24 protein-coding genes are annotated in these 21,718 nt (G+C 66.7%); 10 read left to right on the forward strand and 14 right to left on the reverse strand.

The features are described 5' to 3' along the window. Positions 1 to 50: 50 nt before the first annotated feature. Both HMPREF2924_RS04930 and HMPREF2924_RS04935 read right to left on the reverse strand, forming a co-directional pair. Complete coding sequence (locus HMPREF2924_RS04930; protein ID WP_003457843.1) at positions 51 to 1,544, reverse strand: YifB family Mg chelatase-like AAA ATPase; 1,494 nt, start codon at positions 1,542 to 1,544, stop codon at positions 51 to 53. A 40-nt stretch (positions 1,545 to 1,584) separates the two neighbouring features. Further along, complete coding sequence (locus HMPREF2924_RS04935) at positions 1,585 to 1,845, reverse strand: accessory factor UbiK family protein (protein WP_003096478.1); 261 nt, start codon at positions 1,843 to 1,845, stop codon at positions 1,585 to 1,587. Between the two features lie 439 nt (positions 1,846 to 2,284). Between HMPREF2924_RS04935 and glnK the strand changes: the two genes are divergently transcribed. The 5 genes from glnK (at position 2,285) to HMPREF2924_RS04965 (ending at position 6,423) form a co-directional block, all read left to right on the forward strand. Continuing rightward, positions 2,285 to 2,623: a P-II family nitrogen regulator gene (glnK, locus tag HMPREF2924_RS04940; protein WP_003096476.1), complete on the forward strand. Its 339-nt coding sequence runs from the start codon at positions 2,285 to 2,287 to the stop codon at positions 2,621 to 2,623. 39 nt (positions 2,624 to 2,662) lie between these two features. Then, positions 2,663 to 3,991, forward strand: coding sequence for an ammonium transporter (locus tag HMPREF2924_RS04945; protein ID WP_003109815.1), 1,329 nt, complete (start codon positions 2,663 to 2,665; stop codon positions 3,989 to 3,991). A 260-nt stretch (positions 3,992 to 4,251) separates the two neighbouring features. Beyond that, positions 4,252 to 4,677 (forward strand): secondary thiamine-phosphate synthase enzyme YjbQ, encoded by a 426-nt coding sequence (locus tag HMPREF2924_RS04950; protein WP_003096441.1) that lies wholly within the window; start codon positions 4,252 to 4,254, stop codon positions 4,675 to 4,677. Positions 4,678 to 4,754: 77 nt separating this feature from the next. Continuing rightward, positions 4,755 to 5,072, forward strand: a complete 318-nt coding sequence (gene sutA / locus HMPREF2924_RS04955) for a transcriptional regulator SutA (protein WP_003096440.1) — start codon at positions 4,755 to 4,757, stop codon at positions 5,070 to 5,072. A 436-nt stretch (positions 5,073 to 5,508) separates the two neighbouring features. Continuing rightward, positions 5,509 to 6,423: a fimbrial protein gene (locus HMPREF2924_RS04965; RefSeq protein ID WP_003136191.1), complete on the forward strand. Its 915-nt coding sequence runs from the start codon at positions 5,509 to 5,511 to the stop codon at positions 6,421 to 6,423. Between the two features lie 24 nt (positions 6,424 to 6,447). On the opposite strand, the gene HMPREF2924_RS04970 is transcribed toward HMPREF2924_RS04965, so the two are convergent. Then, positions 6,448 to 7,824, reverse strand: coding sequence for an aminotransferase-like domain-containing protein (locus tag HMPREF2924_RS04970; RefSeq protein ID WP_003136190.1), 1,377 nt, complete (start codon positions 7,822 to 7,824; stop codon positions 6,448 to 6,450). Positions 7,825 to 7,986: 162 nt separating this feature from the next. Here HMPREF2924_RS04970 and HMPREF2924_RS04975 point away from each other — a divergent pair, with 162 nt between their 5' ends. Beyond that, positions 7,987 to 9,156, forward strand: a complete 1,170-nt coding sequence (locus tag HMPREF2924_RS04975; RefSeq protein WP_003136189.1) for an MFS transporter — start codon at positions 7,987 to 7,989, stop codon at positions 9,154 to 9,156. A gap of 30 nt (positions 9,157 to 9,186) precedes the next feature. Here HMPREF2924_RS04975 and HMPREF2924_RS04980 read toward each other — a convergent pair whose 3' ends face one another. Genes HMPREF2924_RS04980 through HMPREF2924_RS05005 form a run of 6 tightly spaced genes read right to left on the reverse strand, consistent with a single transcriptional unit; the run spans position 9,187 to position 13,784 of the window. Next, complete coding sequence (locus HMPREF2924_RS04980) at positions 9,187 to 9,885, reverse strand: HAD family hydrolase (RefSeq protein ID WP_003096435.1); 699 nt, start codon at positions 9,883 to 9,885, stop codon at positions 9,187 to 9,189. Next, a complete protein-coding gene (xerC, locus tag HMPREF2924_RS04985; protein ID WP_003096434.1) occupies positions 9,882 to 10,793 on the reverse strand; it encodes a tyrosine recombinase XerC in 912 nt (303 codons plus the stop codon). The genes HMPREF2924_RS04980 and xerC overlap by 4 nt, the downstream gene beginning before the upstream one ends. A gap of 19 nt (positions 10,794 to 10,812) precedes the next feature. Continuing rightward, positions 10,813 to 11,514: a DUF484 family protein gene (locus HMPREF2924_RS04990; protein ID WP_003096433.1), complete on the reverse strand. Its 702-nt coding sequence runs from the start codon at positions 11,512 to 11,514 to the stop codon at positions 10,813 to 10,815. Positions 11,515 to 11,544: 30 nt separating this feature from the next. Next, positions 11,545 to 12,375 carry a diaminopimelate epimerase gene (gene dapF, locus HMPREF2924_RS04995; protein ID WP_003098223.1) on the reverse strand — a complete coding sequence of 277 codons (831 nt, stop codon included), beginning with the start codon at positions 12,373 to 12,375 and terminating at the stop codon, positions 11,545 to 11,547. A 10-nt stretch (positions 12,376 to 12,385) separates the two neighbouring features. Beyond that, entirely contained in the window at positions 12,386 to 13,633 is a 1,248-nt protein-coding gene (gene lysA, locus HMPREF2924_RS05000; protein ID WP_003096431.1) for a diaminopimelate decarboxylase, read from the reverse strand. 10 nt (positions 13,634 to 13,643) lie between these two features. After that, the gene (locus HMPREF2924_RS05005) at positions 13,644 to 13,784 is read right to left on the reverse strand and encodes an LPS translocon maturation chaperone LptM (RefSeq protein ID WP_003096430.1); all 141 of its coding nucleotides are present in this window, start codon (positions 13,782 to 13,784) and stop codon (positions 13,644 to 13,646) included. Between the two features lie 253 nt (positions 13,785 to 14,037). Between HMPREF2924_RS05005 and cyaY the strand changes: the two genes are divergently transcribed. The 3 genes from cyaY (at position 14,038) to rnk (ending at position 15,101) form a co-directional block, all read left to right on the forward strand. Beyond that, on the forward strand, positions 14,038 to 14,373 hold the full coding sequence (gene cyaY, locus HMPREF2924_RS05010) for an iron donor protein CyaY (RefSeq protein WP_003121284.1): 336 nt from the start codon (positions 14,038 to 14,040) through the stop codon (positions 14,371 to 14,373). Beyond that, complete coding sequence (locus HMPREF2924_RS33910; protein WP_003161172.1) at positions 14,351 to 14,560, forward strand: DUF1289 domain-containing protein; 210 nt, start codon at positions 14,351 to 14,353, stop codon at positions 14,558 to 14,560. Before cyaY ends, HMPREF2924_RS33910 begins: the two co-directional genes overlap by 23 nt. A gap of 136 nt (positions 14,561 to 14,696) precedes the next feature. Continuing rightward, positions 14,697 to 15,101 (forward strand): nucleoside diphosphate kinase regulator, encoded by a 405-nt coding sequence (rnk, locus tag HMPREF2924_RS05015; RefSeq protein ID WP_003096424.1) that lies wholly within the window; start codon positions 14,697 to 14,699, stop codon positions 15,099 to 15,101. 43 nt (positions 15,102 to 15,144) lie between these two features. On the opposite strand, the gene HMPREF2924_RS05020 is transcribed toward rnk, so the two are convergent. The 5 genes from HMPREF2924_RS05020 to HMPREF2924_RS05040 form a co-directional block, all read right to left on the reverse strand. Next, on the reverse strand, positions 15,145 to 15,843 hold the full coding sequence (locus HMPREF2924_RS05020) for a glycine-rich domain-containing protein (protein ID WP_003096422.1): 699 nt from the start codon (positions 15,841 to 15,843) through the stop codon (positions 15,145 to 15,147). Between the two features lie 40 nt (positions 15,844 to 15,883). Beyond that, positions 15,884 to 18,736, reverse strand: a complete 2,853-nt coding sequence (locus HMPREF2924_RS05025; RefSeq protein WP_023094944.1) for a class I adenylate cyclase — start codon at positions 18,734 to 18,736, stop codon at positions 15,884 to 15,886. Positions 18,737 to 18,884: 148 nt separating this feature from the next. Further along, positions 18,885 to 19,118, reverse strand: coding sequence for a TIGR02647 family protein (locus HMPREF2924_RS05030; protein ID WP_003096418.1), 234 nt, complete (start codon positions 19,116 to 19,118; stop codon positions 18,885 to 18,887). A 42-nt stretch (positions 19,119 to 19,160) separates the two neighbouring features. Continuing rightward, positions 19,161 to 19,928 (reverse strand): substrate-binding periplasmic protein, encoded by a 768-nt coding sequence (locus HMPREF2924_RS05035; protein ID WP_003096415.1) that lies wholly within the window; start codon positions 19,926 to 19,928, stop codon positions 19,161 to 19,163. 132 nt (positions 19,929 to 20,060) lie between these two features. Beyond that, positions 20,061 to 20,336 carry a hypothetical protein gene (locus HMPREF2924_RS05040; protein ID WP_003096413.1) on the reverse strand — a complete coding sequence of 92 codons (276 nt, stop codon included), beginning with the start codon at positions 20,334 to 20,336 and terminating at the stop codon, positions 20,061 to 20,063. Between the two features lie 101 nt (positions 20,337 to 20,437). Between HMPREF2924_RS05040 and HMPREF2924_RS05045 the strand changes: the two genes are divergently transcribed. Beyond that, the gene (locus HMPREF2924_RS05045) at positions 20,438 to 21,418 is read left to right on the forward strand and encodes a magnesium transporter CorA family protein (protein ID WP_003096411.1); all 981 of its coding nucleotides are present in this window, start codon (positions 20,438 to 20,440) and stop codon (positions 21,416 to 21,418) included. Positions 21,419 to 21,718 lie beyond the last annotated feature (300 nt).

A 21,718-nucleotide genomic window follows, 5' to 3' on the forward strand; every position in this document is an offset into this window, starting at 1 on the left:
TAATTTGATTCGGAAAGCCTTAATCGATAGCTTTGCTGAATTATTACGCTTCACGTGGAGGTCGTTGCCCGATACTGCAGGGCTTCCGCCAGGTGCCGGCGTTCGATAGCATCGATGCGCTCCAGGTCGGCCAGCGTCCGGGCCACCTTGAGTATGCGATGCAAGGCGCGCAAGGAAAGTTCCAGGCGCTCTCCGGCAGCCTCCAGCCAGCGGCGGTCCGCTTCGGCGAGTGCACAATTGCGGTGCATCGCCTGGAGGTCGAGATGGGCATTGGCGCAGCCCTGGCGGGCCAGTTGCCGTTGCCGTGCGGCGCCAACCCGTTCGCTGATCTCGGCGGTAGCGGTTTCGCCGTGTCCTGGCTGCAGGCTGGTGCTTTCGCGGAGCACGCTGACGTGCAGGTCGATGCGATCGAGCAGCGGTCCGGACAGCTTGCCCCGGTAGCGCTGGACCTGTTCCGGGGTGCAGCGGCAGCGGCCGCTGGGATCGCCGAGGTAGCCACAGGGACAGGGATTCATCGCCGCCACCAGTTGGAAGCGCGCCGGGAAACGTACCCGGCCGTTGGCCCGGGCAATGACGATCTCGCCGCTTTCCAGCGGCTCGCGCAGGACCTCCAGGACCTTGCGCTCGAACTCCGGCAGTTCGTCGAGGAACAGCACGCCCTGGTGCGCCAGGGTGATCTCGCCCGGCTGCGGGCGGCTGCCGCCGCCGACCAGGGCCGGCGCGGAGGCGGAGTGGTGCGGCTGGCGGAACGGTCGCTGCGGCCAGTGCCTGAGGGGGACGTGGCTGGCCACCGAATGGATCGCTGCGACCTCCAGGGCCTCGTCCTCGTCGAGCGCCGGCAGCAGGCCGGGCAGGCGGCTGGCCAGGAGGGTCTTGCCGGTGCCCGGCGGGCCGCTGAGCAACAGGTTGTGCGCGCCGGCGGCGGCCACCAGCAGGGCGCGCTTGGCGGCGGCCTGGCCCTGGACCTCGGCCAGGTCTGGATAAGGGAAGGGCGCGCGGAGCAGGCCGCGGGCCTGGTAGGGCAGCAGCGGGGCCTGGCCGGAGAGGTGTCCGGCGATCTCCAGCAGGTGGTCCACGGCGAACACCGTCAGCCCGCTGGCCAGGCTGGCCTCTTCGGCATTTTCCTTCGGTACCACCAGAACGCGCCTTGCGTCGCGCGCCGCCAGCGCGGCCGGCAATACGCCTCGCACTGGCCGGATCGCCCCGGACAGGGCCAGTTCGCCAAGGCACTCCAGGCCGTCGAGGGCGGTGCCGGGCAACTGGCCGCTGGCGGCGAGGATGCCGAGTGCGATGGCCAGGTCGAAGCGACCGCCGTCCTTGGGCAGGTCGGCGGGGGCGAGGTTGAGGGTGATGCGCCGCGCGGGGAAGTCGAAACCGGCATTGAGCAGGGCGCTGCGCACGCGGTCCTTGCTCTCGCGCACCGCGGTTTCCGGCAGGCCGACCAGGGTCAGCGAAGGCAGGCCGTTGGCCAGGTGCGCCTCGACGCTGACGCAGGGGGCTTCGACGCCGACCTGGGCTCGGCTGTGGACAATCGCCAGGGACATGGATCGCTCCTTGATCTCACGCCGCTCGCAGGGGGAAGGATCAGTCGGCGGGCGGCGTCAGCTTGCTTTCGAGTTCCGCCACCTTGGCCTCCAGGGCTTCCAGCCGTGCGCGGGTGCGGGCGAGGACCAGCATCTGGCTGTCGAATTCCTCGCGGCTGACCAGGTCGAGCTTGCTGAAAGCGCTCTGCATCAGGGCGCGGAACTGCGACTCCAGCTCGGCCTTGGGCAACGGCGATTCGCCGGCGAACAGGCGGCTGGCTTGTTGGCTGAGGGCTTCGAAGACGGCTTTGGGCGGCAGCATGGCGAGGGTTCCGGTAACGAGTGGGCGGCAGTCTAGCACGATGTCGGCGGCGCTCGCGGGAGGGCCATTGCACACTTTTTGCGCAACTGTCGGAGCGCGTCTGCGCCTATTTGGTGCGCCGCCCGGAGGCCGGCGTTCCGCACTATCCCCGGGTTGGCGGCTAAGGGCTTGAAATCCGGCGGATTTGCCGGAGCTGGCAAGCTTTCTGCTTTGGCCGGGGTGAGGCGTGCACTGAAGCAGTACCGGTGCGGCAGATGAGGCGGTTGCGGGAGGCCGGCAGGTTGCGGCATCGAACGGCCGCAGCAGGGCCAGGTCGGGGCGGAGGGTCCCGATCATGCTTCCCAGAGGGACCGGCGCGTTACAAAGCCAGACACTGCGCTTAGACTGTCCTCGGGTTCGTTTTCCTGGGGCGAGTCCACCAAACACGGGAGAGAGTTTCATGAAGCTAGTCACTGCCATCATCAAGCCGTTCAAGTTGGACGACGTCCGCGAGTCGTTGTCCGAGATCGGTGTGCAGGGCATCACGGTGACCGAGGTCAAGGGTTTCGGCCGGCAAAAGGGCCACACCGAGCTGTATCGCGGCGCCGAGTACGTCGTCGACTTCCTGCCCAAGGTGAAGATCGACGTGGCGATCGCCGACGACCAGCTGGACCGCGTCATCGAGGCGATCACCAAGGCGGCCAATACCGGCAAGATCGGTGACGGCAAGATCTTCGTGGTGAACCTGGAACAGGCCATCCGCATCCGTACCGGCGAAACCGATACCGACGCGATCTAAGCCCAACCGAACCCCCAAAAGCCCCAGGAGAATACCAACATGACTCTGCGTAAGATCGCAGGGCTAGGAGCCCTATTGTCCCTCGCTTTGCCGGGCGTCGCCCTGGCCGCCGAGGAACCCGTCCTGAACAGCGGCGACACCGCCTGGATGCTGATCTCCACTGCGCTCGTCCTGCTCATGACCATCCCCGGTCTGGCGCTGTTCTACGGCGGCATGGTGCGAGCGAAGAACGTGCTGTCGATCATGATGCAGTGCTTCGCCATCACCGGCCTGATCACCATTCTCTGGGTGGTCTATGGCTACAGCCTGGCGTTCGATACCGCCGGGATGGAGAAGGGCGTCCTCAACTTCAATTCCTTCGTCGGCGGGCTGGACAAGGCCTTCCTCAGCGGTCTCACCGCCGACGGCCTGACTTCCGCCACCGCGCTGTTCCCGGAAAGCGTGTTCATCACCTTCCAGATGACCTTCGCGATCATCACTCCGGCGCTGATCGTCGGCGCCTTCGCCGAGCGCATGAAGTTCTCGGCGATGCTGATCTTCATGGCGGTCTGGTTCACCGTGGTCTACGCGCCGATCGCGCACATGGTCTGGAGTGGCGACGGCGCCCTGATGTGGGACTGGGGCGTGCTGGACTTCGCCGGCGGCACCGTGGTGCACATCAACGCCGGTATCGCCGGCCTGGTCGCCTGCCTGGTGCTGGGCAAGCGCAAGGGCTACCCGACCACGCCGATGGCGCCGCACAACCTCGGCTACACCCTGGTCGGGGCGGCCATGCTGTGGATCGGCTGGTTCGGTTTCAACGCCGGTTCCGCCGCCGCCGCCAACGGCACCGCCGGGATGGCCATGCTGGTGACCCAGATCGCTACCGCCGCCGCGGCCCTGGCCTGGATGTTCGCCGAGTGGATCACCCACGGCAAGCCGAGCGCCCTGGGCATCGCGTCCGGCGTGGTCGCCGGTCTGGTGGCGATCACCCCGGCCGCCGGCACCGCCGGTCCGATGGGCGCGCTGGTGATTGGCCTGGCCTCCGGGGTGATCTGCTTCTTCGCCGCCACCAGTCTCAAGCGCGCGCTGAAATACGACGATTCCCTCGACGCCTTCGGCGTACATGCGGTCGGCGGTATCGTCGGCGCGCTGCTCACCGGGATCTTCGCGGCGCCGTCGCTGGGCGGCTTCGGCAGCGTGGAGGACATCGGCGCGCAGTTCTTCGTGCAGTTCAAGGGCGTGGCCTTCACCGTGGTCTACACCGCCGTGGTGACCTTCGTGATCCTCAAGGTGCTGGACCTGGTCATGGGCCTGCGGGTCACCGAGGAGGAGGAAGCGGTCGGTCTCGACCTGGCGCTGCACAACGAGCGCGGCTACAACCTGTAATACCTGCCGGCGCCCGGCTTTCCGCCGGGCGTCGGCTTGCCTCCCGCGCTCGCCTTCGCCGAACGCCATGCCCTTGCGCGTCGAAAGTCCTGGGCGTTTCCCGCGACTGCCACGACCTCTCCGCAACCGGTCTTTCAGCGACTGCCGGCGGACTGCGCAACCCTCAGCTTTCACAGGTCTGTCTCTTACGCTCTTTGCTTTTTCAAATGCCGCGCTAGAATGCGCGGCGCGACGGATCGGAGCCGATTTGGAACAGCAGCATGTGGCAGCAGACCCTGATCACCTTGCGCCCGCGTCCGCGGGGCTTTCACCTCGTCACCGAGGAGATACTCGACGCCTTGCCGGAGCTTCGGCGGTGCCGGGTCGGCCTGCTGCACCTGCTTTTGCAACATACGTCGGCTTCACTGACCCTGAATGAAAATGCCGATCCTGCCGTACGCCGGGATTTCGAGCGTTTTTTCGAGCGGCTGGCGCCACGCGGCGAAGTCGGCTATGAACACAACGACGAAGGTCCGGACGACCTTCCGGCGCATTTCAAGGCCAGCCTGCTGGGCTGCCAACTGACCCTGCCGATACAGTCGGGAGGGTTGGCACTGGGCACCTGGCAGGGGATCTATCTCGGTGAACACCGGGACAGGGGCGGGGCACGGCGCGTGCTCGCCACCTGGCAGGGCGAGTCAGTATGAATTTTTTCCGGCGGCGCTCATCAAAACGCGCGGCTGGGCTATAACTAACCTGCTTTTGCAGCACCGAGAGGTTGACCATGAGCGAAGAAGAACTGGAACAGGACGAGCTGGACGGCGCTGACGAGGACGACGGCGAAGAGCTGGCCGCGGCCGACGACGGCGAAGCGGACAGCAGTGACGGCGACGAGGCCCCCGCCCCCGGCAAGAAGGCGAAAGCCGCCGTGGTGGAAGAGGAACTGCCCTCGGTCGAAGCCAAGCAGAAAGAGCGTGACGCCCTCGCCAAGGCGATGGAGGAATTCCTTTCCCGCGGTGGAAAGGTGCAGGAGATCGAACCCAACGTGGTGGCCGATCCGCCGAAGAAGCCGGACAGCAAGTACGGCAGCCGCCCCATCTGATTTCGCGTCATCCCAAGGCCCGCCACCCGTGAGGGAGTGGCGGGCCTTGTGCTATGGCGCCTGCTATCTTGGCGGGCATCTCGCCCCGCCGCATCCCGGTTGGCGAGCCGATCTTTCGCCTGTTCAGGCACGGCTGGCGACGGGCCAAGGCCTTTTCCTTTCCGGTGGCAGCGCTACCGTTCCACATCGTCAACCGAAGCTGCTTGCCATCCAGGCGCTCCAAGCGGCGTCCGGGGCCGATCCTGCACTTGCCGGAGAGCGAGCTGTAGAGCTTGCTTAAGAATTTTCCTAGCGATTCTTAGGTGGATTCGCGGAGCCGTGTAGGTCCTGTCTTATGGCTCTTTTCCAGGCGTTCTGAAAAGATTCGCCACCCATCAAGTTCGCGCCGGTTCCGCCGGATTTTCCCGGACATGCCGGACACATCGGTTGTCATCCCATGGAGTTCAAGACGTTCCGTCGAACCCTGCTGATCGCGGCAGTCCTGTTCGTTCCCGCCGGCACCAGCATGGCTGCCAATCTGTACGCTTTCGGCGGCCGCGATATCGCCGTCCCCTCGATCCTTCCCGAGGGAAACGTCACGTCGCGCTACACGTTCACTCCCATGCAACTGTGCGGCAAGCCCAGCTGCGATCTCATCGGCGTCGCTCTGTACAACAAGGGAAGTGTCTGGGACCCGGTCGATGGTCCGGACCTGAATACCAACGTGCCGGGCCTTTCGGTGCGCCTGCTGCTGGATGGCATACCGGCGAGCAGCCGTTTCAAGGGCACTTTCTCGCAAATCGCGGAGGTCCAATTGTTCCGCAACTCGACGCCGCTCTCCGACGGCCAGTTCGCGAGCGGAGCGTTCAACTCGTACTTCCTCATTACCTACAAGGACGGGCTTGTCGCGTCTGGCACCTCTTCCGTCAGGTTGACCGGGAGCGTCACCACGATCAATGCGACCTGCCAGGTCGCCGACCAGACCGTGAAGCTGCAGTCGATCGCTGCCGCCCGGCTGAACGGCGTCGGCACCTACGCGGCCGTTACCCCGTTCAATCTCGTAGTGGCCGGCTGTCCTCGCGGGTACAACCGCGTCGGCTACAGCCTTCAAGCGGTGGGGGGGGCGGTGGCCGAAGGCTCGGGTGTGCTGCCGCGCCTGGCGGGCAGCACCGCGACCGGCGTATCGATCCGGGTCACCGACGAGGCCGGCGTGCCGCTACGGATGGGACTCTCGTTGCCGGTGACCGCGTACGACAAGAACACCGGCGGGGCGTACTGGATCCCGATGAAAGCGTCCTATGTGCAGACCGCCGAGAAAATCACGCCCGGCTCGGTCCTGGCCGCGATGGTGATCCTGCTCGACTACCAGTGAGGCAGGGGAGGGCAAGAGCGCGCCTCACCCGAACGCCTCGAAGAACGCCAGGGCCCGCGGGTCGCTGGCATAGGCGATGTTGATACGCAGCCAGTCGCTCTCCTCGCCTTCCGGGCTGAAGCCGCTGCCCGGCGACAGCAGCACGTCCAGGCGTGTCGCCACGGCCTGCAATTCGGCGAACGGGTAGTCGCCGATACGGGCCCAGACGAACATCCCGCCGACCGGTTCGGCGAACACCTCCCAGCCGTTGTCCCCAAGCACCCGCAGGGTCGCCGCCATCTGCCGGGTCAGGCGCTGGCGCAGGCGTTGCACCAGCTTGCGGTAACTGCCGTTGGCGAGCATGGTCGAGACCACGCATTCGGCGAAGCGCTGGCTGCCGATGCTGGTGTACATCTTCACATCCGCCAGGCGCCGGATCAGCTCGGGGCCGGCGATCAGGTAGCCGACCCGTAGCGAGCAACTGAGGGTCTTCGAAAAGCTCGCCAGGTAGATCACCCGGCGCAGCGAATCGAGGGTTGCCAGGCGGGTGCTGGGGCCGTTCTGGAAGTCGGCGTAGATGTCATCCTCGACGATGTGGAAATCATGCTGCTCGGCCAGTTGCAGCACGCGGTGGGCCACCGAGGGGCTGAGGCTGGTGCCGGTGGGGTTGTGGTACATGCTGTTGGTGAAGAGGAACTTCGGCTTGTGCGCGAGGAGGATCGCCTCCAGCGCGGCGGTGTCCGGGCCGTGGCGGGTGCGCGGCACGCCGAGCATCTTCACCCCGTGGAATTTCAGCAGGTTGAACAGGTTGTAGTAGCCGGGGTTCTCCACCACCACCACGTCGCCCGGCTTGAGCAGCGTGCGTACCAACAGGTCGAGGGCATGGCTGGCGCCGGTGGTGGTGAGGATCTGCTCCGGGTCGACATGGATATCGATCAGCCGCAGACGTTTCTGGATGTGCTGGCGCAGCGCCGGCAGGCCCAGCGGAGTGCTGTAGTCGAACAGCCCGGCGAGTTCGCTGCGGGCGACCTGGCGGATCGCGTAGCTGAGTTCCTCGACTTCCCGCCAACTGTCCGGAATCCAGCCGCAGCCGAGCTTGAGTTTCGTCGAGCTGCCGCTGAACTGGCCCCATGCGCTTTCCGCGCCTTCGTGCCACTCGCTGTCGAGTTCGGTAGCGGCGGCGGGTGCCTCGGCGACGAAGAACCCCGAGCCGTGCCGCGATTCCAGCAGCCCCAGGGCGACCAGGCGGTCGTAGGCCTCGATCACGCTGGACTGGCTGAGCTGGTTTTCCCTGGCCAACTGGCGTATCGACGGAATCCGCGTGCCGGCGCGGACGCGATTGCCGCGGATCCAGCCGCTGACCCCTGCGACGATCTGCTGCACCAGCGGCTCGCTGGCTTTGCGGTCGATCCGGAGGTGCATGCCTGACTCACTGTTCGGTCTTTTCAGGCGAACAGTTAATCACAAATCCGAACAGCTGTTACTTGTTCCGTAGCGCCGTCGCGCCGGATAGTCGACGCCTCTTCTCGCGGGCTAGCCAATGCCCACCGCTCTGCCGCGGCAGGCCCTTGTACGGAGAAACGCATGAGCAATACCCATCGCCACGCCGCATGCCTGGCCTTCGGCCTGTGCCTGATCACCTTGGCGGTGAACCTCCAGGCGCCGCTGTACACCGCCTACGCGGAGCTTTCCGGCTACGGCGCGGCGGCCACCGCCAGCGCTTTCTCCGGCTATGTGCTCGGCGTACTGCCGGTGCTGCTGGTACTCGGCGGGTTGTCCGATCGGATCGGGCGCAAGCCGCCGATCGTCGTCGCGTTGCTGCTGTCGATGGTGGCCACCCTGGTGATGGCGCTCTGGCCGCGCCTGGAGGCGCTCGGCGTGGCGCGCCTGTTGCTCGGCGTCGGCACGGCCCTGGCATCGGCCACCGGGACGGCCTACATGAGCGAACTGATGGCGGGCGGGGATTCCCGCACCTCGGCCAACTGGGTGACCGCCAGCACCTCGCTCGGCTTCGGCCTCGGCGCGGCACTGACCAGTCTGTTCCTGCTGTTCCGGGAGAGCCTGGTGCCCGGCAGCTTCTGGGTCCAGCTGGGACTGGCCTGCGTGGCCCTGGCGGCGGTGGCGGGCCTGCCAGACGAGGCGCCGCGCGGGCGCGATACGCCGATGCTGCGGCTGCCGTTCTTTCCCGCCGGCAGCCTGCCGTACGGCTTCTCGATCCTGCTGGCATGGGCCACTGTGGGCCTGGTCATCGCGGTCCTGCCTTCGCTGCTGGCAGCCCACGGGCTGGCGCGCTGGTCGGGCTTCTCGACCTTCACCGTGATCAGCTGCGGCCTGCTGTTCCAGCCGCTGGCGCGGCGGATGGCGCCGGCCTCGGCGACCTGCCTGGGGCTGGTGATCCTGCCGCCGAGCTATGCCCTGCTGGCCTGGGGCGCGATCCACGGCTCGCTGGCTGCGGTGCTGTTCGGCGCGCTGGGCGCGAGCAGTTCCTGCTACGGCTTTACCTACCTGGGCGGGCTGTCGGCGGTGAATGTCCTGGCCGGTGCGGAAAAGCCGCGGGCCAGCGCGGGCTACTTCCTGTTGGCCTACCTCGGCTTCAGCCTGCCGGTGATCTTCACCGGGTTGATCGCGGATCGCTTCGGTGCGTCGACGGCGTTGCTGCTTTTCGGCGTGTCGCTGACGTTGGCTGCCGTTGCGGTGGCGTTTTCCATCTTGCGCGGGGTCGGGCGCTTCAAGGCCAGCGCTTCGCGTGCCTAGGGCGCTACCCGCGACCGGGGGCCCGGTTCGTCATTGCAGGCGGGCGAGCAGGGCCGGCAGCTCGGCGAGGCTGCGGATCTCCGCGCTCGGCTCTTCCTCCCCGGCCCAGGGCTTGCCGTTTGGGTTGAACCAGATGGCACGCATGCCGGCGCGGCGCGCTCCGGCGATGTCGTCGTTGGGGTGGTCGCCGATGTGTACCGCTGCCGAGGCCTCGACGCCGGCGCGCTTCAGGGCTTCGCGGAATGGCGTCGGGTCGGGCTTGCCGACGCCCAGTTCCTCGGCGCAGAGGGCGAACCGAAAGTAGTCGGCCAGGCCCAGGCGGCGCACGTCGGCGTTACCGTTGGTGAGCACGCCGAGGGTGAAGCGGTCGGCGAGGATCTCCAGGGTCGGGTGGACTTCGGGAAACAGGGTGACCCGGTGGCGCGCTTCGAGGAATACCTGGAAACCGGCCTCGGCCAGGCTTTCCGCCTCCGCCTGTGGATAACCGGCGTCGAGCAGGGCATGGAACAGGATGCGCCGGCGCAGCTCGCTGAGACGGTGGCGCAGCATCGGTTCGCGATCCAGCAGGCGGGTGCGGATCGCCCACAGGTGCTCGATGGGCACCGGACCCAGGCGCGCCGCGTTGCTCGCCAGCCATTCGCGGAGCAGGGCCTCGGCGTTGTTCATCACCGGGGCGACGTCCCACAGGGTGTCGTCGAGGTCGAAGGTGATCAGTCGCAGGCTGCTCATGGGTCGTTGCCTCCATCGGCGTTGCCCTTGCGCTTGGCGCGGGGATGGGCGCGGTCGTAGACCGAGGCCAGGTGCTGGAAGTCCAGGTGGGTATAGATCTGGGTCGTGGCGATGTCGGCGTGGCCGAGCAGTTCCTGCACGGCGCGCAGGTCGCCGGACGACTCCAGCAGATGGCTGGCGAAGGAATGCCGCAGCATGTGCGGGTGCAGGTGCTGGCCCAGCTCGCGGACGCCGGCCTGGCGCACTCGCAGTTGGATCGCCCGTGGCGTCAGGCGCTTGCCGCCGCGGCCGATGAACACCGCTCCGTCTTCCGGAGCGGCCTGGGCGCGCAGCGGCAGCCAGGCTTCGAGCGCCTGGCGCGCGGCCTTGCCGACCGGCAGCTCGCGGACCTTGTTGCCCTTGCCGCGCACTCGCACCAGGCCTTCCTTGAGGTCCAGCCATTCGAGATCGAGGCCGACCAGTTCCGAGAGGCGCAGCCCGGAGGAATAGAACAGCTCCAGCAGGGCCTGGTCGCGGCGGGCGATGAAGTCATCCTCCACGGCACCGTCGAGCAATTGCAGGGCGCGGTCGGCGTCGAGGGTCCTGGGCAGCTTGCGCGGACTCTTCGGCGCGCTCAGGCCGTTGGCAGGGTCGTGCCGGCAGCGCCCTTCGCGTAGCAGGTACTGGTAGAGGCCGCGCGTCGCCGAGAGCAGCCGTGCCAGGCTGCGGCTGGATTGGCCCTGCTGGTGCAGGCGGGCGACGAAGGTGCGCAGGCTGCGGGTGTCGAGGGCGTTCCAGTCGGAGAGCCCGGCCTTTTCGGCGAGGGCGAGGATCTTCAGCAGGTCGCGGCGGTAGCCGTCGAGGGTGTGCGCGGAGACCTGGCGCTCGCTGCGCAGATGTTCGAGGAAGGCATCCAGGTCGGCGCGCATCTCGGACCGCCCGCCGCGCTCAGCGGACCGAGCGCAGCGGCGAGGAGAAGCGCGGCAGCACGCGGGCCAGGACCTCGGCGACGTAGCCGAGGAACAGGGTGCCGAGGGAACTCTTGTAATGCTGCGGATCGGGACTGCCGATGGCGAGCACGCCGTGCAGGCCCTGGAAACTCAGGGAGACCACCGCTGCGGAGCCGATCTCGTCGCGGTCGCTCTCGCCGAAGAGGAACGCCAGTTCGTGTGGACGCAGCACGCCGCAGACGGTCTTGCCGCCGGAGAGCAGGCCGCCGATGGCCTGGTGCGCCTCCGCGCTGCTCACCGAGCGGCCCACCGAGACGCTACTGTCGCTGAACAGGATCAGGCTCACGTAGGGCACCTGGAACTCGTGGCGCAGGCTGTCCTCGACGGTACTGACCACGTCTTCCAGGCTGGTGGCGTCGAGCAGGTCGAGGACCAGGCGGCGGGTCTTGTCGAACAGGCGGTCGTTCTCGCGGGCCACGTCCATCAGTTGCGAGAGCCGGTGGCGCATCTCGATGTTGCGCTCGCGCAGCAGGCGTACCTGGCGCTCCACCAGCGACACGGCGTCGCCGGGCTGGTGCGGGATGCGCAGCTCGGGGATCAGCTCGTCATGCTCGACGAAGAACTCCGGGTGCTGGCTCAGATAGGCGGCCACCTGCTCGGCGTCCAGCGCTGCTGTCGGTTCCTGGCTTTTCTCGGTCATAAGCGTCTCGGTTCTCGCGGGCGACGGCCCTTACAGGCGGACCTGGCCTTCATACACGCGGACGGCAGGCCCGGTCATCATAACGGGCTGGCCGGGACCTGCCCACTCGATGTGCAGGCGGCCGCCGGGGAGGTCGATCTGCACCGGCGATTGCAGCCAGCCCTGGCGAATCCCGGCAACCGCTGCGGCGCAGGCGCCGGTGCCGCAGGCCTGGGTCTCGCCGACGCCGCGCTCCCAGACGCGCAGGCGCGCATGGTGCGGATCGAGCACCTGGAGGAAGCCGATGTTGGCCTTCTTCGGGAAGCGCGGATGGACTTCCAGTTGCGGACCGAGGCTGTGTACCGGTGCGCTGTCGACGTTCTCGACGCGCAGCACGCCATGGGGATTGCCCATGGATACCGCGGCCAGTTCGACGCGCTGGCCATTCACCTCTATCTCATAGGACAAGGCTTCGCGCTCGGCCTGGAACGGTATCTCGGCCGGGGCCAGGCGCGGCGGACCCATGTCCACCGTGACCTGGCCGTCCGGGCGGATATTCAGCTCGATGATGCCGCCCTTGGTTTCTACGCGGATGCTCTTCTTCACCGTCAGGCGCTTGTCCTGAACGAAGCGGGCGAAGCAGCGGGCGCCGTTGCCGCACTGCTCGACCTCGGAGCCGTCGGCGTTGAAGATCCGGTAGCGGAAGTCGACGTCGGGGCTGCTCGGGGCTTCGACGATCAGCAACTGGTCGAAGCCGACCCCGGTGTTGCGGTCGCCCCAGAGCTTGACGTGCTTGGGCTGCACATGGGCGTGCTGGCTGACCAGGTCGAGGACCATGAAGTCGTTGCCCAGGCCATGCATCTTGGTGAAGCGCAAAAGCATGGTCTGGGCCTCACTGCGGCAGCAGGCTTTCGCCGGCGTAGAGCTCTTGGACGGTCTCGCGGCGACGGACCTCGTGGGTCTGCTCGCCATCCACCAGCACCTCGGCGGCGCGACCGCGGGTGTTGTAGTTCGAGCTCATGACGAAGCCGTAGGCGCCGGCCGAGCGCACCGCCAGGAGGTCGCCTTCGGCGAGCGCCAGGTCGCGATCCTTGGCGAGGAAGTCGCCGGTCTCGCAGATCGGCCCGACCAGGTCGTAGCGGCGCGGCACGGCATCGCGCGGGCGTACCGCCTGCACGTCCATCCAGGCCTGGTAGAGAGCCGGGCGGATCAGGTCGTTCATCGCCGCGTCGACGATGGCGAAATCCTTGTGCTCGGTGTGCTTGAGGTACTCGACGCGGGTCAGCAGCACGCCGGCGTTAGCGACGATGGACCGGCCCGGCTCGAACACCAGGGTCAGGTCGCGGCCATGCAGGCGCTCGCGGATGGCGCGGATGTAGTCGCCGGCCAGCGGCGGCTGTTCGTCGCGGTAGCGCACCCCGAGGCCGCCGCCGAGGTCCAGGTGGCGAATGCCGATGCCTTTGCCGGCCAGGCGGTCGACCAGCCCGAGCAGGCGCTCGAGGGCGTCGAGGAAGGGCTCCAGCTGGGTCAATTGCGAGCCGATGTGGCAGTCGACGCCGATCACCTCCAGGTGGTCAAGCTCGGCGGCGCGGGCGTAGACCGCCTCGGCCTCGTCGATGGCGATGCCGAACTTGTTCTCTTTCAGGCCGGTGGAGATATAGGGGTGGGTCTGGGCATCCACGTCCGGGTTGACCCGCAGCGACACCGGCGCTTTCACGCCGAGTTCCGCGGCCACCCGTTGCAGGCGCTCCAGCTCTTCGCCGGACTCGACGTTGAAGCAGTGCACACCGACTTCCAGGGCGCGGCGCATGTCGTCGCGGGTCTTGCCGACGCCGGAGAACACCACCTTGGCCGGATCGCCGCCGGCGGCCAGGACACGCTCCAGCTCACCGCGGGAAACGATGTCGAAACCGGCGCCGAGGCGCGCCAGCACATTCAGCACCCCGAGGTTGGAGTTGGCCTTGACCGCGAAGCAGACCAGGTGCGGCATGCCGGCGAGGGCGTCGGCATAGGCGCGGTACTGGGCCTCGATGTGCGCGCGGGAGTAGACGTAGGTGGGCGTGCCGAAACGCTCGGCGATGCGGGAAAGCGCCACCCCTTCCGCGAACAGCTCACCGTCGCGGTAACTGAATGTGTCCATGGGCGCTCTCTCAGAAACCGTAGCGGTCTTTGCTGTGTTCTTTCTTGGCTTTTTCGTCGTCCGGCAGGTACAGCGGGCCTTTCTGGCCGCAGGCGGCGATGGAGCCGGCGAGGAGGGCGAGCGCGACGAAGGACAGGAACAGCCGCTTCATGACGGAATCCTTGTAGAAAACGTGAATTGTTCCGGAGTATACCGACCCCCCGGCGCCTTGCCTATGCGAGCCGGATCAGGTGTGCCGGGGCTTGCAGGGGAATGGCCTGAGGCAGAGGGGGCGCCGGCGTTTTCCGCGAGCGTCGCGGCAAAACAGCGCGGACTACGGCAATACCAGCGTAGAATTGTCGGAATAGGGCAAGACGAAGGTAGTCGCCCGCCTTTTTTCCCGTTAGCGAATGCCGAGGCAATGCATGAGTACGATGAATGAAGCGCGTTTCCACGACCTGGTCGATGCGCTCCAGCAGCAGGTGGAAGACGCCTTCGATGACAGCGACCTGGATCTCGACCTGGAGAACGCCGGCGGCGTGCTCACCGTACGCTTCGAGAACGGCTCGCAGCTGATCCTCAGCCGCCAGGCGCCGTTGCGCCAGCTGTGGGTGGCGGCGAAGTCGGGCGGCTTCCACTTCGATTACGACGAGGCCAGCGGTCTCTGGCGCCACGATGGCAGCCAGGAACCGCTGGGCGCGCTGCTCAACCGGGCGACCCTGGAGCAGGGGGGCGAGGATGTCGAGTTCCCCGGCCTCTGAGGCTTCGCCGCCGGCGGTGGCCTCGCCTTGCCGGCGCCTGTGCTGCCTCGACGATGCGGACGTTTGCGTCGGCTGCGGACGTTCCCTGGCGGAAATCCGCGAGTGGGGCAAGGCCGACGATTCCCGCCGCTTGCAGATCAGGTCACAGGCCGCTCGACGCCAGTCGCTGGCGGGCCGTCTCTCCTGATAGGGGGGGATGTTGCTAATTCCTCCGACTGTGTTAGTGTCCGGGAAAACCCCGCCTTCGGGCGGGGTTTTTGCTTTTTTGCGATTCCTGCTTTTCATCGATCAACCGAACCGGACCAAGGAGCACGCCTGCGATCATGAGCACGCCGCCGATCACCATCACTCGTCTGGACCTGCAGCGCCTGGAGCGCCTGCTGGATGGCCTGGACGAATTCGGACCCGCCGCCGAGGCGCTGGAGGCCGAACTGTCGCGCGCCCAGGTGGTGGGGCATGACGAGATTCCGCCGGGCGTCGTGACCATGAACTCCACCGTGCGTTGCCGTGAGGAAAGCAGCGGCAAGGAGTACACCCTGACCCTGGTCTATCCCGAAGACGTGGCCGGCGAAGGCAAGGTCTCGATCCTCGCGCCGGTGGGCACCGCGCTGCTGGGTCTGACCATCGGCCAGACCATCGACTGGCCGGCGCCGAGCGGCAAGACGCTGAAGCTGACCCTGCTGGAAATCGAATACCAGCCGGAAGCCGCCGGCGACTACGCGCGCTGATCGGTTTTCGCCCGTCGCCTCCCGGCGACGGGCTTCGCGACCCTCAGTCGCCCCCACCGCCCCCGCAACCGCTGCCGCCGTCCCCACCGCTATCGCCGCCGCAGCCGTGGCGCGAATCCTGTCCGTCCGAACCGAAGGTACTGCCGCTATCGCTGGCGCAGCCGCTGCTGCAACCGATATGGCTGGCGCAATACACCGCTGCGCCGCCGTCTTGCCGCTGCGCGCAGTTCAGGGTGTAGCGGAAGCCGTCGGCGATCGCCAGTTCCGTGTCGAGGGCGAACAGCAGCGGTAGGCGCGTGGGGTTCTGGGGGTCGATGCCTTCGCGGCGACAAGCCAGCTTCCAGGCGCGCCGAATGCCTTCCTGGGCCTGTCGGGGGCTGCGCATCGCCTGCGCCGGCGTATGGTGGAGGAAGCGCCCGAGTCCCTTGCGGCAGACGTGCTGGTAGAGCCGGGTATGCAGGATCAACTCGTGCCAGGCGACATCCACCACCTGGGACGGCATCGCGACCATCCGCTTGCCGGCGGCGCGGCATAGCAGCAAGTATTCGCGCAGGCCGCCGAGCACTCGTTGGACCTGTTCCTCGCTGAGCTGCGGATAGCGCTCGCGGACCGCCTGGGCGACCCGCGGCGGCAGGCGGAATTGCTGGATGAAGCGGTAGCGCCGGCGATCCAGGCCGCGGCGGTAGAGATAGCCGCCCACGAATGCGGCGCCAGCGAGCAGGGTAATACCGAGGAGTGCCATCCGTACGTCCTTGTCGAGCCCCGCGCGGTGCGGCGCTGGGTCATTGTTCCAGCAGCGCCTGGTTCAGCGCCGTTTCCAGGACGCTTTTATAACGCAGATAGTGCAGCGTTTGCGGCTGTTCGTCGGCGAACAGCCGCGACAGGTCGAGGTCGGTCAGGTAGCAGGGGTAGGGTTCGCTTTCCGCGCGATGCGCCAGGATATGCCGGGCGACCGCCTTGAACAGGCCGGCGCCGTACTCCAGTTCGGAAAACTCCTGGTGGTCGCAGTACAGGGTGACCTGCACGCGCCTGCGTTCGCCGCGTTCGAGTAGCGCCTGTAGCTCGTACAACGCGGGTCCGGCCAGGGCCTCCGGCGCTTCGCGAGGCTCGACGTGCAATCTGCCGTCGTTGGAGAGCAACTCGTAGTAGCGGATATCCAGCGAGGCCGGCACCTGTTCCGCCAGCGACAGGGCGTTGCGCCGGTACAGCAGCGATTGCAGGAAGCGCTGCAGCGGTGCGAGCAGGCTGCGTTCGTCACGCAACGCCTGGCGCTGGCGCCAGAGCGCGTTGCGTTCGTCGAGCAGGCTGATCTCGGCGCTGTCGAAGTCGCGCCGGTAGAACACCTGGATGCAGTCCGGCCGCCCCATGGACAGGATCAGCCCGAGGTCCTCGCCTTCCAGGGCGTGGCGATCCAGCTTCAGGGCGCTGTAGCCATCGCGCTCGCGGCCCAGGTGCTGGAGCAGGCTCGGCAGGTCGGGCAGGCTCTCGTGGCTGACCGCCTCCGGCGACATTTCCAGCAGGTGGTACTGCTGGCGGATCTGCAGCAGGTAGCGGCTCGGCTGGCCGCCAAGCAGTTGCCCGTAGGTTTCGCGGAACAGCTCTTCGACCCGCACGGCGATGGCGGCGGCCCGGTTGCGACAGAAGCAGCGCACCATCAGTTCGGGTGGCGGCGGCGGGCTTCCGGGCTTTTCGCGGACGGCGTCGAGGAACTCGGCAAGGCACTCGGGCAGCGCCTGGGGGCCTGCGTAATGGCGCACCGTCAGTTCGTTCCAGCTGTTGAGGCTGAGCTGGTCGAGGGTCAGCACCAGGTTGTCGCGCACCCCGGCATAACCGAGCACGTCGGTACGCCCGGTAGCCATGTGCAGGTTCATCTGGCTGTGGTGGCGCAGCGGGTCGACACCGACGTTGACCAGCAGCAGGACGCTCTTGAGCCGACGCGGTTGCAGCAGGTCGGCGTCGTCCACGGTCGCCAGGGGGACCGGCAGGAACTGCCGCAGGCTGCCCAGGAGATTGTCCAGTTCGGCATCGCCGAGGTCGCTCTGGCCGGGATGCAGGGACAGCCGGGTGGCGCTGTCGATGACGCCGTTGCGATGGCACCAGGCGAGCAGCTCGACCAGCCTGAGGCTGCGTTTCAGCGGCGCGTAGTCAGGCCACTGGTGAGCGCCCAGGGCACCGGGGAAGATCGCCCACTGCGCCTGCTCGCGGTCGTCGTCGGCGGGCAGCTGGACCAGGGTCAGGACGTCTTCGCCGAGATCCGGGGCGATCCCCGGGTTGATGTTCTCCACCTTGCCTGCCTTGCGCTCGAAGGCTGCATACAGGCGGCGGCCGAGCAGGCCCAGGTCGCGGCTGTCGATGCCGCTGTCAGCGCCTTGCTGGCGGGCGATCTGGAACAGCAGGCGGTAGCTGTAGGTCAGTTCGTTGACCACCGTGCGACGCTCTTCCATCACCTGGCGCATCTTCCACTGGCTGCGGCTGTCGAGCAGGGCCAAGCGGCGAGGCTCCCATTGCCATTCCGCGACGAGCCGCTCCATCGACAGGTGCTGCCAGCCCTTCTGCGCCTGGCGCTGGCGACCGCCGAGCTTGCGCCCGACCTTGAGGTACAGGCAGCGCCGCACGAGTTCCAGGCGTTCCGGCGCCTGCTGTTCCCGCAGGTAGCGTTCGAGATGGCGATAGACCAGGACGTAGGGGTCCAGTTCGTCGAGATCGAGCTGGCCGGCGAATACCTGCTCCTTGAAGCGCAGGGCGACGCAGCGGACCCGCGGGTGCTCGCTGGCGTAGGCCTCGGTGAGCAGCAGCTTGAGCAGCGACTTGTAGGGCGAATCGATGGCCTTGGACAACTGCCAGAGGCCGGCGCCGATGAACTCCCGGGCGGGGATGTGCGCCAGGTGGCCGAGGTCGAGCACCTCTTCGGCGCGGATGAAGCGTTTGCCGAGCAGGGTCCGGCAGTATTCGTCGTAGCGCCGTTCATGGGCCGGCGGCACCAGCCACCACAGAGGGGTGCGTCCGCCGAGCCAGATCGCGCTGCGGTAGAACTCGTCGAGCAGCAGGAAGTGCTGGGTATTGCCGTCGCCGCCGGGCTCCTTCCGGTCTTCGCGTTCGTCCTGGCCGAAGCGGGCGACGTCGATCAGGAAACAGTGCACCTCGCTGCCCTGGCTGCGCGCCCAGTCCTCGATCAACGCGCACTTGCGGCGCAGCTCCTGGCGCGCGCCGGGCTCCAGTTCTGGGGCATGGCAGACCCAGAGGTCGAGATCGCTCTGTTCCTCCTGGGCCAGGCTCCCCAGGCTGCCCATCAGGAACAGGCCGTGGATCGGCTGTTGTGCGGGTTCCTGCCTGCGTGGCTTGTAGACAAACGAACGGGCCAGGCGCTGGGCTTCGGCGAGTACTTCGTCGTCCGCCTCGAAACCGCTCAGGCCCGCCGGCGTGCTGGCCGACAGGTAGCCCGGCAGCAGCGGATGGTTGATGTGGAACAGCAGCGGTAGCAGGCGCAGGACCCGCTCCTGGCGGCTGGACAACGCCTGTCGGGCGCGTTGCAGGCGACCGGCGTTGACCGCCAGGAAGCGTTGGCGCAACTGGCCGAGGACCTTGCGGTCGATGCCATCGTCGAGATCGAGGCTGAGTGCGGGGTGTCGGTTCATGGGCGTCCGGGCACAGGCAAGGCCAGGCGCCGTGCCTGGCTCCGGTCATGCCATTGTATCGCCCGGAAGCGCGGCGGCTTGAGCGCCGCACCGCGAACCGGGGCAACCGTCGCGGCCTGTCGGGAGCAGGTCGCGATGGCCGCTTCCGTCAACCCTTGAGGATGGTCAGCAGGCCCTGTGCCTGCTCCGCGGCGTCCAGCCCGAGACTGGTCAGGTAGCCGCCGTCGGGCTGGTCGATCAGCCCCTTGTCGTGCAGGCGTCGGGCGGCGGCGACGGCCTTGCCGTCGGCGGTGTGATGGACCTTGAGTCCTTCCTGGGTGTTGTTCAGGTTGAAGAGCGCCAGCAGTTCCAGTTCGTCGATCAGCTCGGGAGTGAAGGCCATGTCGGCTCCTTACGGTGTTGAGCACCGGTGAGTGTAGTTGGACTAGGGCGTAGCGTCGGCGGCCTGGCTCCAGCCGTCGAGGATCTTCTGGTACTCGCCGCTGGCGAGGATGCGCTGCATGCCGAGGTCGAAGCGTTCGAGCAGATGCTCGGCCTGCGGGTGGCGGCGCGAGAACGACAGGTACAGCTCCGGGCGGTGGACCGTGGCCACCGGCTGGAACTGGCCTTCCAGTTCGGGATGTTCGCTGAACAACTGGCGAGCCGTATTGCGGTAGGCCAGGGCGTAGTCGACGCGGCCGCGCTGGAGCATGAGGAAACCGTAGTAGTCCTTGCGCACCGGGATGCGCACCAGGTCGTGGCGGCGATCGAAGCCGTCGCCGTATTCATAGCCGAGGGTCACCGCGACTTTCCGTCCGCTCAGCGCCTGCTCCGCATTCACCGGCCGCGCTTCGTCGCGTCGCGCCCAGAGCTGGATCTCCGCGCGGAACAACGGATGCCGGGGCAGACGGTAGTCGGCGAGGATGTGCGGGTTCGGCGAGGTGTTGAAGCAGCCGGCGATCAAGCCTTTCAGGGCCAGCTTCATGCAGCGGGAGTAGGGGTAGGGATTGAGCTGGACCGGCGTGTCCGCAGCCCTGAAGGCGGCCCGCACGATATCCGCGCTCATGCCCTGGATGCGGCCGTCCTTGTAGGCGGTATAGGGATACCAGTCGTCTTCGGCGCCGAGCACCAGGGGTTCTGTCGGGACGGCCGCTGCCGGGCCGGAAAGGGCCAGCAGCAGGCAGATGGGCAGGAAGTGGAACCAGGATCGCATCCGGTATCGCTCCGCGAAAGCAGGTGGCACGGAGAGTGGGCGCCACCTTTCTACCAGAGCGGCAGGCGTTTGGCGAAACAAAACCGTATGGATACGAGGGGCATTCGCCGACACCAGTCGGCCCGGCTCCGCTCATTCGTCGTCCGGCAACGTCGGCAGGGCACGCAGCGCATGCTCGTAGCCGGCGCTGTCGAAAGCGCGGTCGGCGGCGAGCATGGCGTTGATCTCGTGGGCCAGCACGTAGGCCATCATGCTCAGTGCCTCGTCGCGCTCGTAGCCGACCAGGGTCAGCTTGTTGAACACGGCGCGCGCCGCCGGCGGATTCTCGCTTTCGATCTGGTTCTCGATGGCCTGGATCAGTTTTTCCTCGGCGAAGCCGTCTTCCTGGTTGTCGTCCTGTTCGCTCATCGGGCGTTCCTCGTTCTGGCGCAAAGTACCGCTTGTGCGGCGGCGGGAAGTTGTCCACCCTGCTTGGCCAACGGATGGCCGCGAAGGTAGCGATACCCGACATGATCACCTATTACATCCTTTCCGGCGACCGCCTGGAGCGACGCCAGCACGACGATGCCCAGCGGGGGTTGCCGCCGGGCACCCTGTGGATCGACCTGCATCACCCGACCCCCGAAGAGGAGCGCCTGCTCGAATCCCACCTGCAGGTGAACATCCCGACCCGCGAGGAGATGGCCGAGATCGAGGATTCGTCGCGCTTCTACGAGGACGGCAACGTCCTCTACATGACCACTTCGGTGGTCGGCGGGATCACCGAGCACCGGCCGAGCACAGAGGAAGTGACCTTCGTCCTCAGCGAGAAATGGCTGATTACCGTGCGCTACGCCGACCTGCGTTCGTTCCGCGAGTTCGAGAACCGTTGCATCCGCCAGCTCGACGCCAACCGCAGCAGCACCCAGTTGTTCGCCCTGATGATGGACAGTCTGGTGGACCGTATCGCCGACGTGTTGGAGGCCGTACAGGGGCAACTGAGCAGCATGTCGCGGGAGATCTTCGCCGAGTCCACCGCCCAGACCCGCAAGCCGAAGACCGACCTGCAGCAGATCATCAAGCACCTCGGGCGCAGCAGCTCGCTGCTGTCCAAGCTCAACGACAGCCTGCTCAGCATCAATCGGATGAACAGCTATTTCCGCCAGGGTTGCAACGGCTGGCTTTCCGAGCCGGCCAAGGTGCTGGCGAAGACCGTGGAGCGCGACGTGCGCTCGCTGGACGAGTACCTGGCGAAGATGTCCACCGAGATCAACTTCCTCCTCGACGCGACCCTTGGCCTGATCAACATCGAGCAGAACAGCATCATCAAGGTGTTCTCCATCGCCGCCGTACTGTTCCTGCCGCCGACCCTGGTGGGCACGGTCTACGGCATGAACTTCAAGGACATGCCCGAGCTGGACTGGTCCATCGGCTATCCGATGGCGCTGGGGATGATGGTGGTATCGGCGATCCTTCCGTACCTCTGGTTCAAGTTCAAGAACTGGCTCTGAGGCACTCGGCAGGTGTGCAACTTTTTGCTGGATAACTTCGGGAAAAGCTGTGGATACAACGCCGGGGCCAAGGTCTGGCGGGGTCTTCGATGAAGTGAGCAAGTTCTTGCATAGCACTGTGCAACAACTTGCTCACTTTTTCGGGATAAACCCAGGGGAAAGCGTTCGTGTGGGCCGGGAGATTCTTCAAGAGTTTGATTTAAAAGGTAAATATTTTATTGGCACGAAGCTTGTTGGGTAGCTGCCGCACCAGGACATGTCGTCCCGGCTACCACTGACAAGGAATGCATCCATGGCAAC

Source organism: Pseudomonas sp. HMSC063H08 (assembly GCF_001813645.1).
GTDB lineage: Bacteria > Pseudomonadota > Gammaproteobacteria > Pseudomonadales > Pseudomonadaceae > Pseudomonas > Pseudomonas aeruginosa.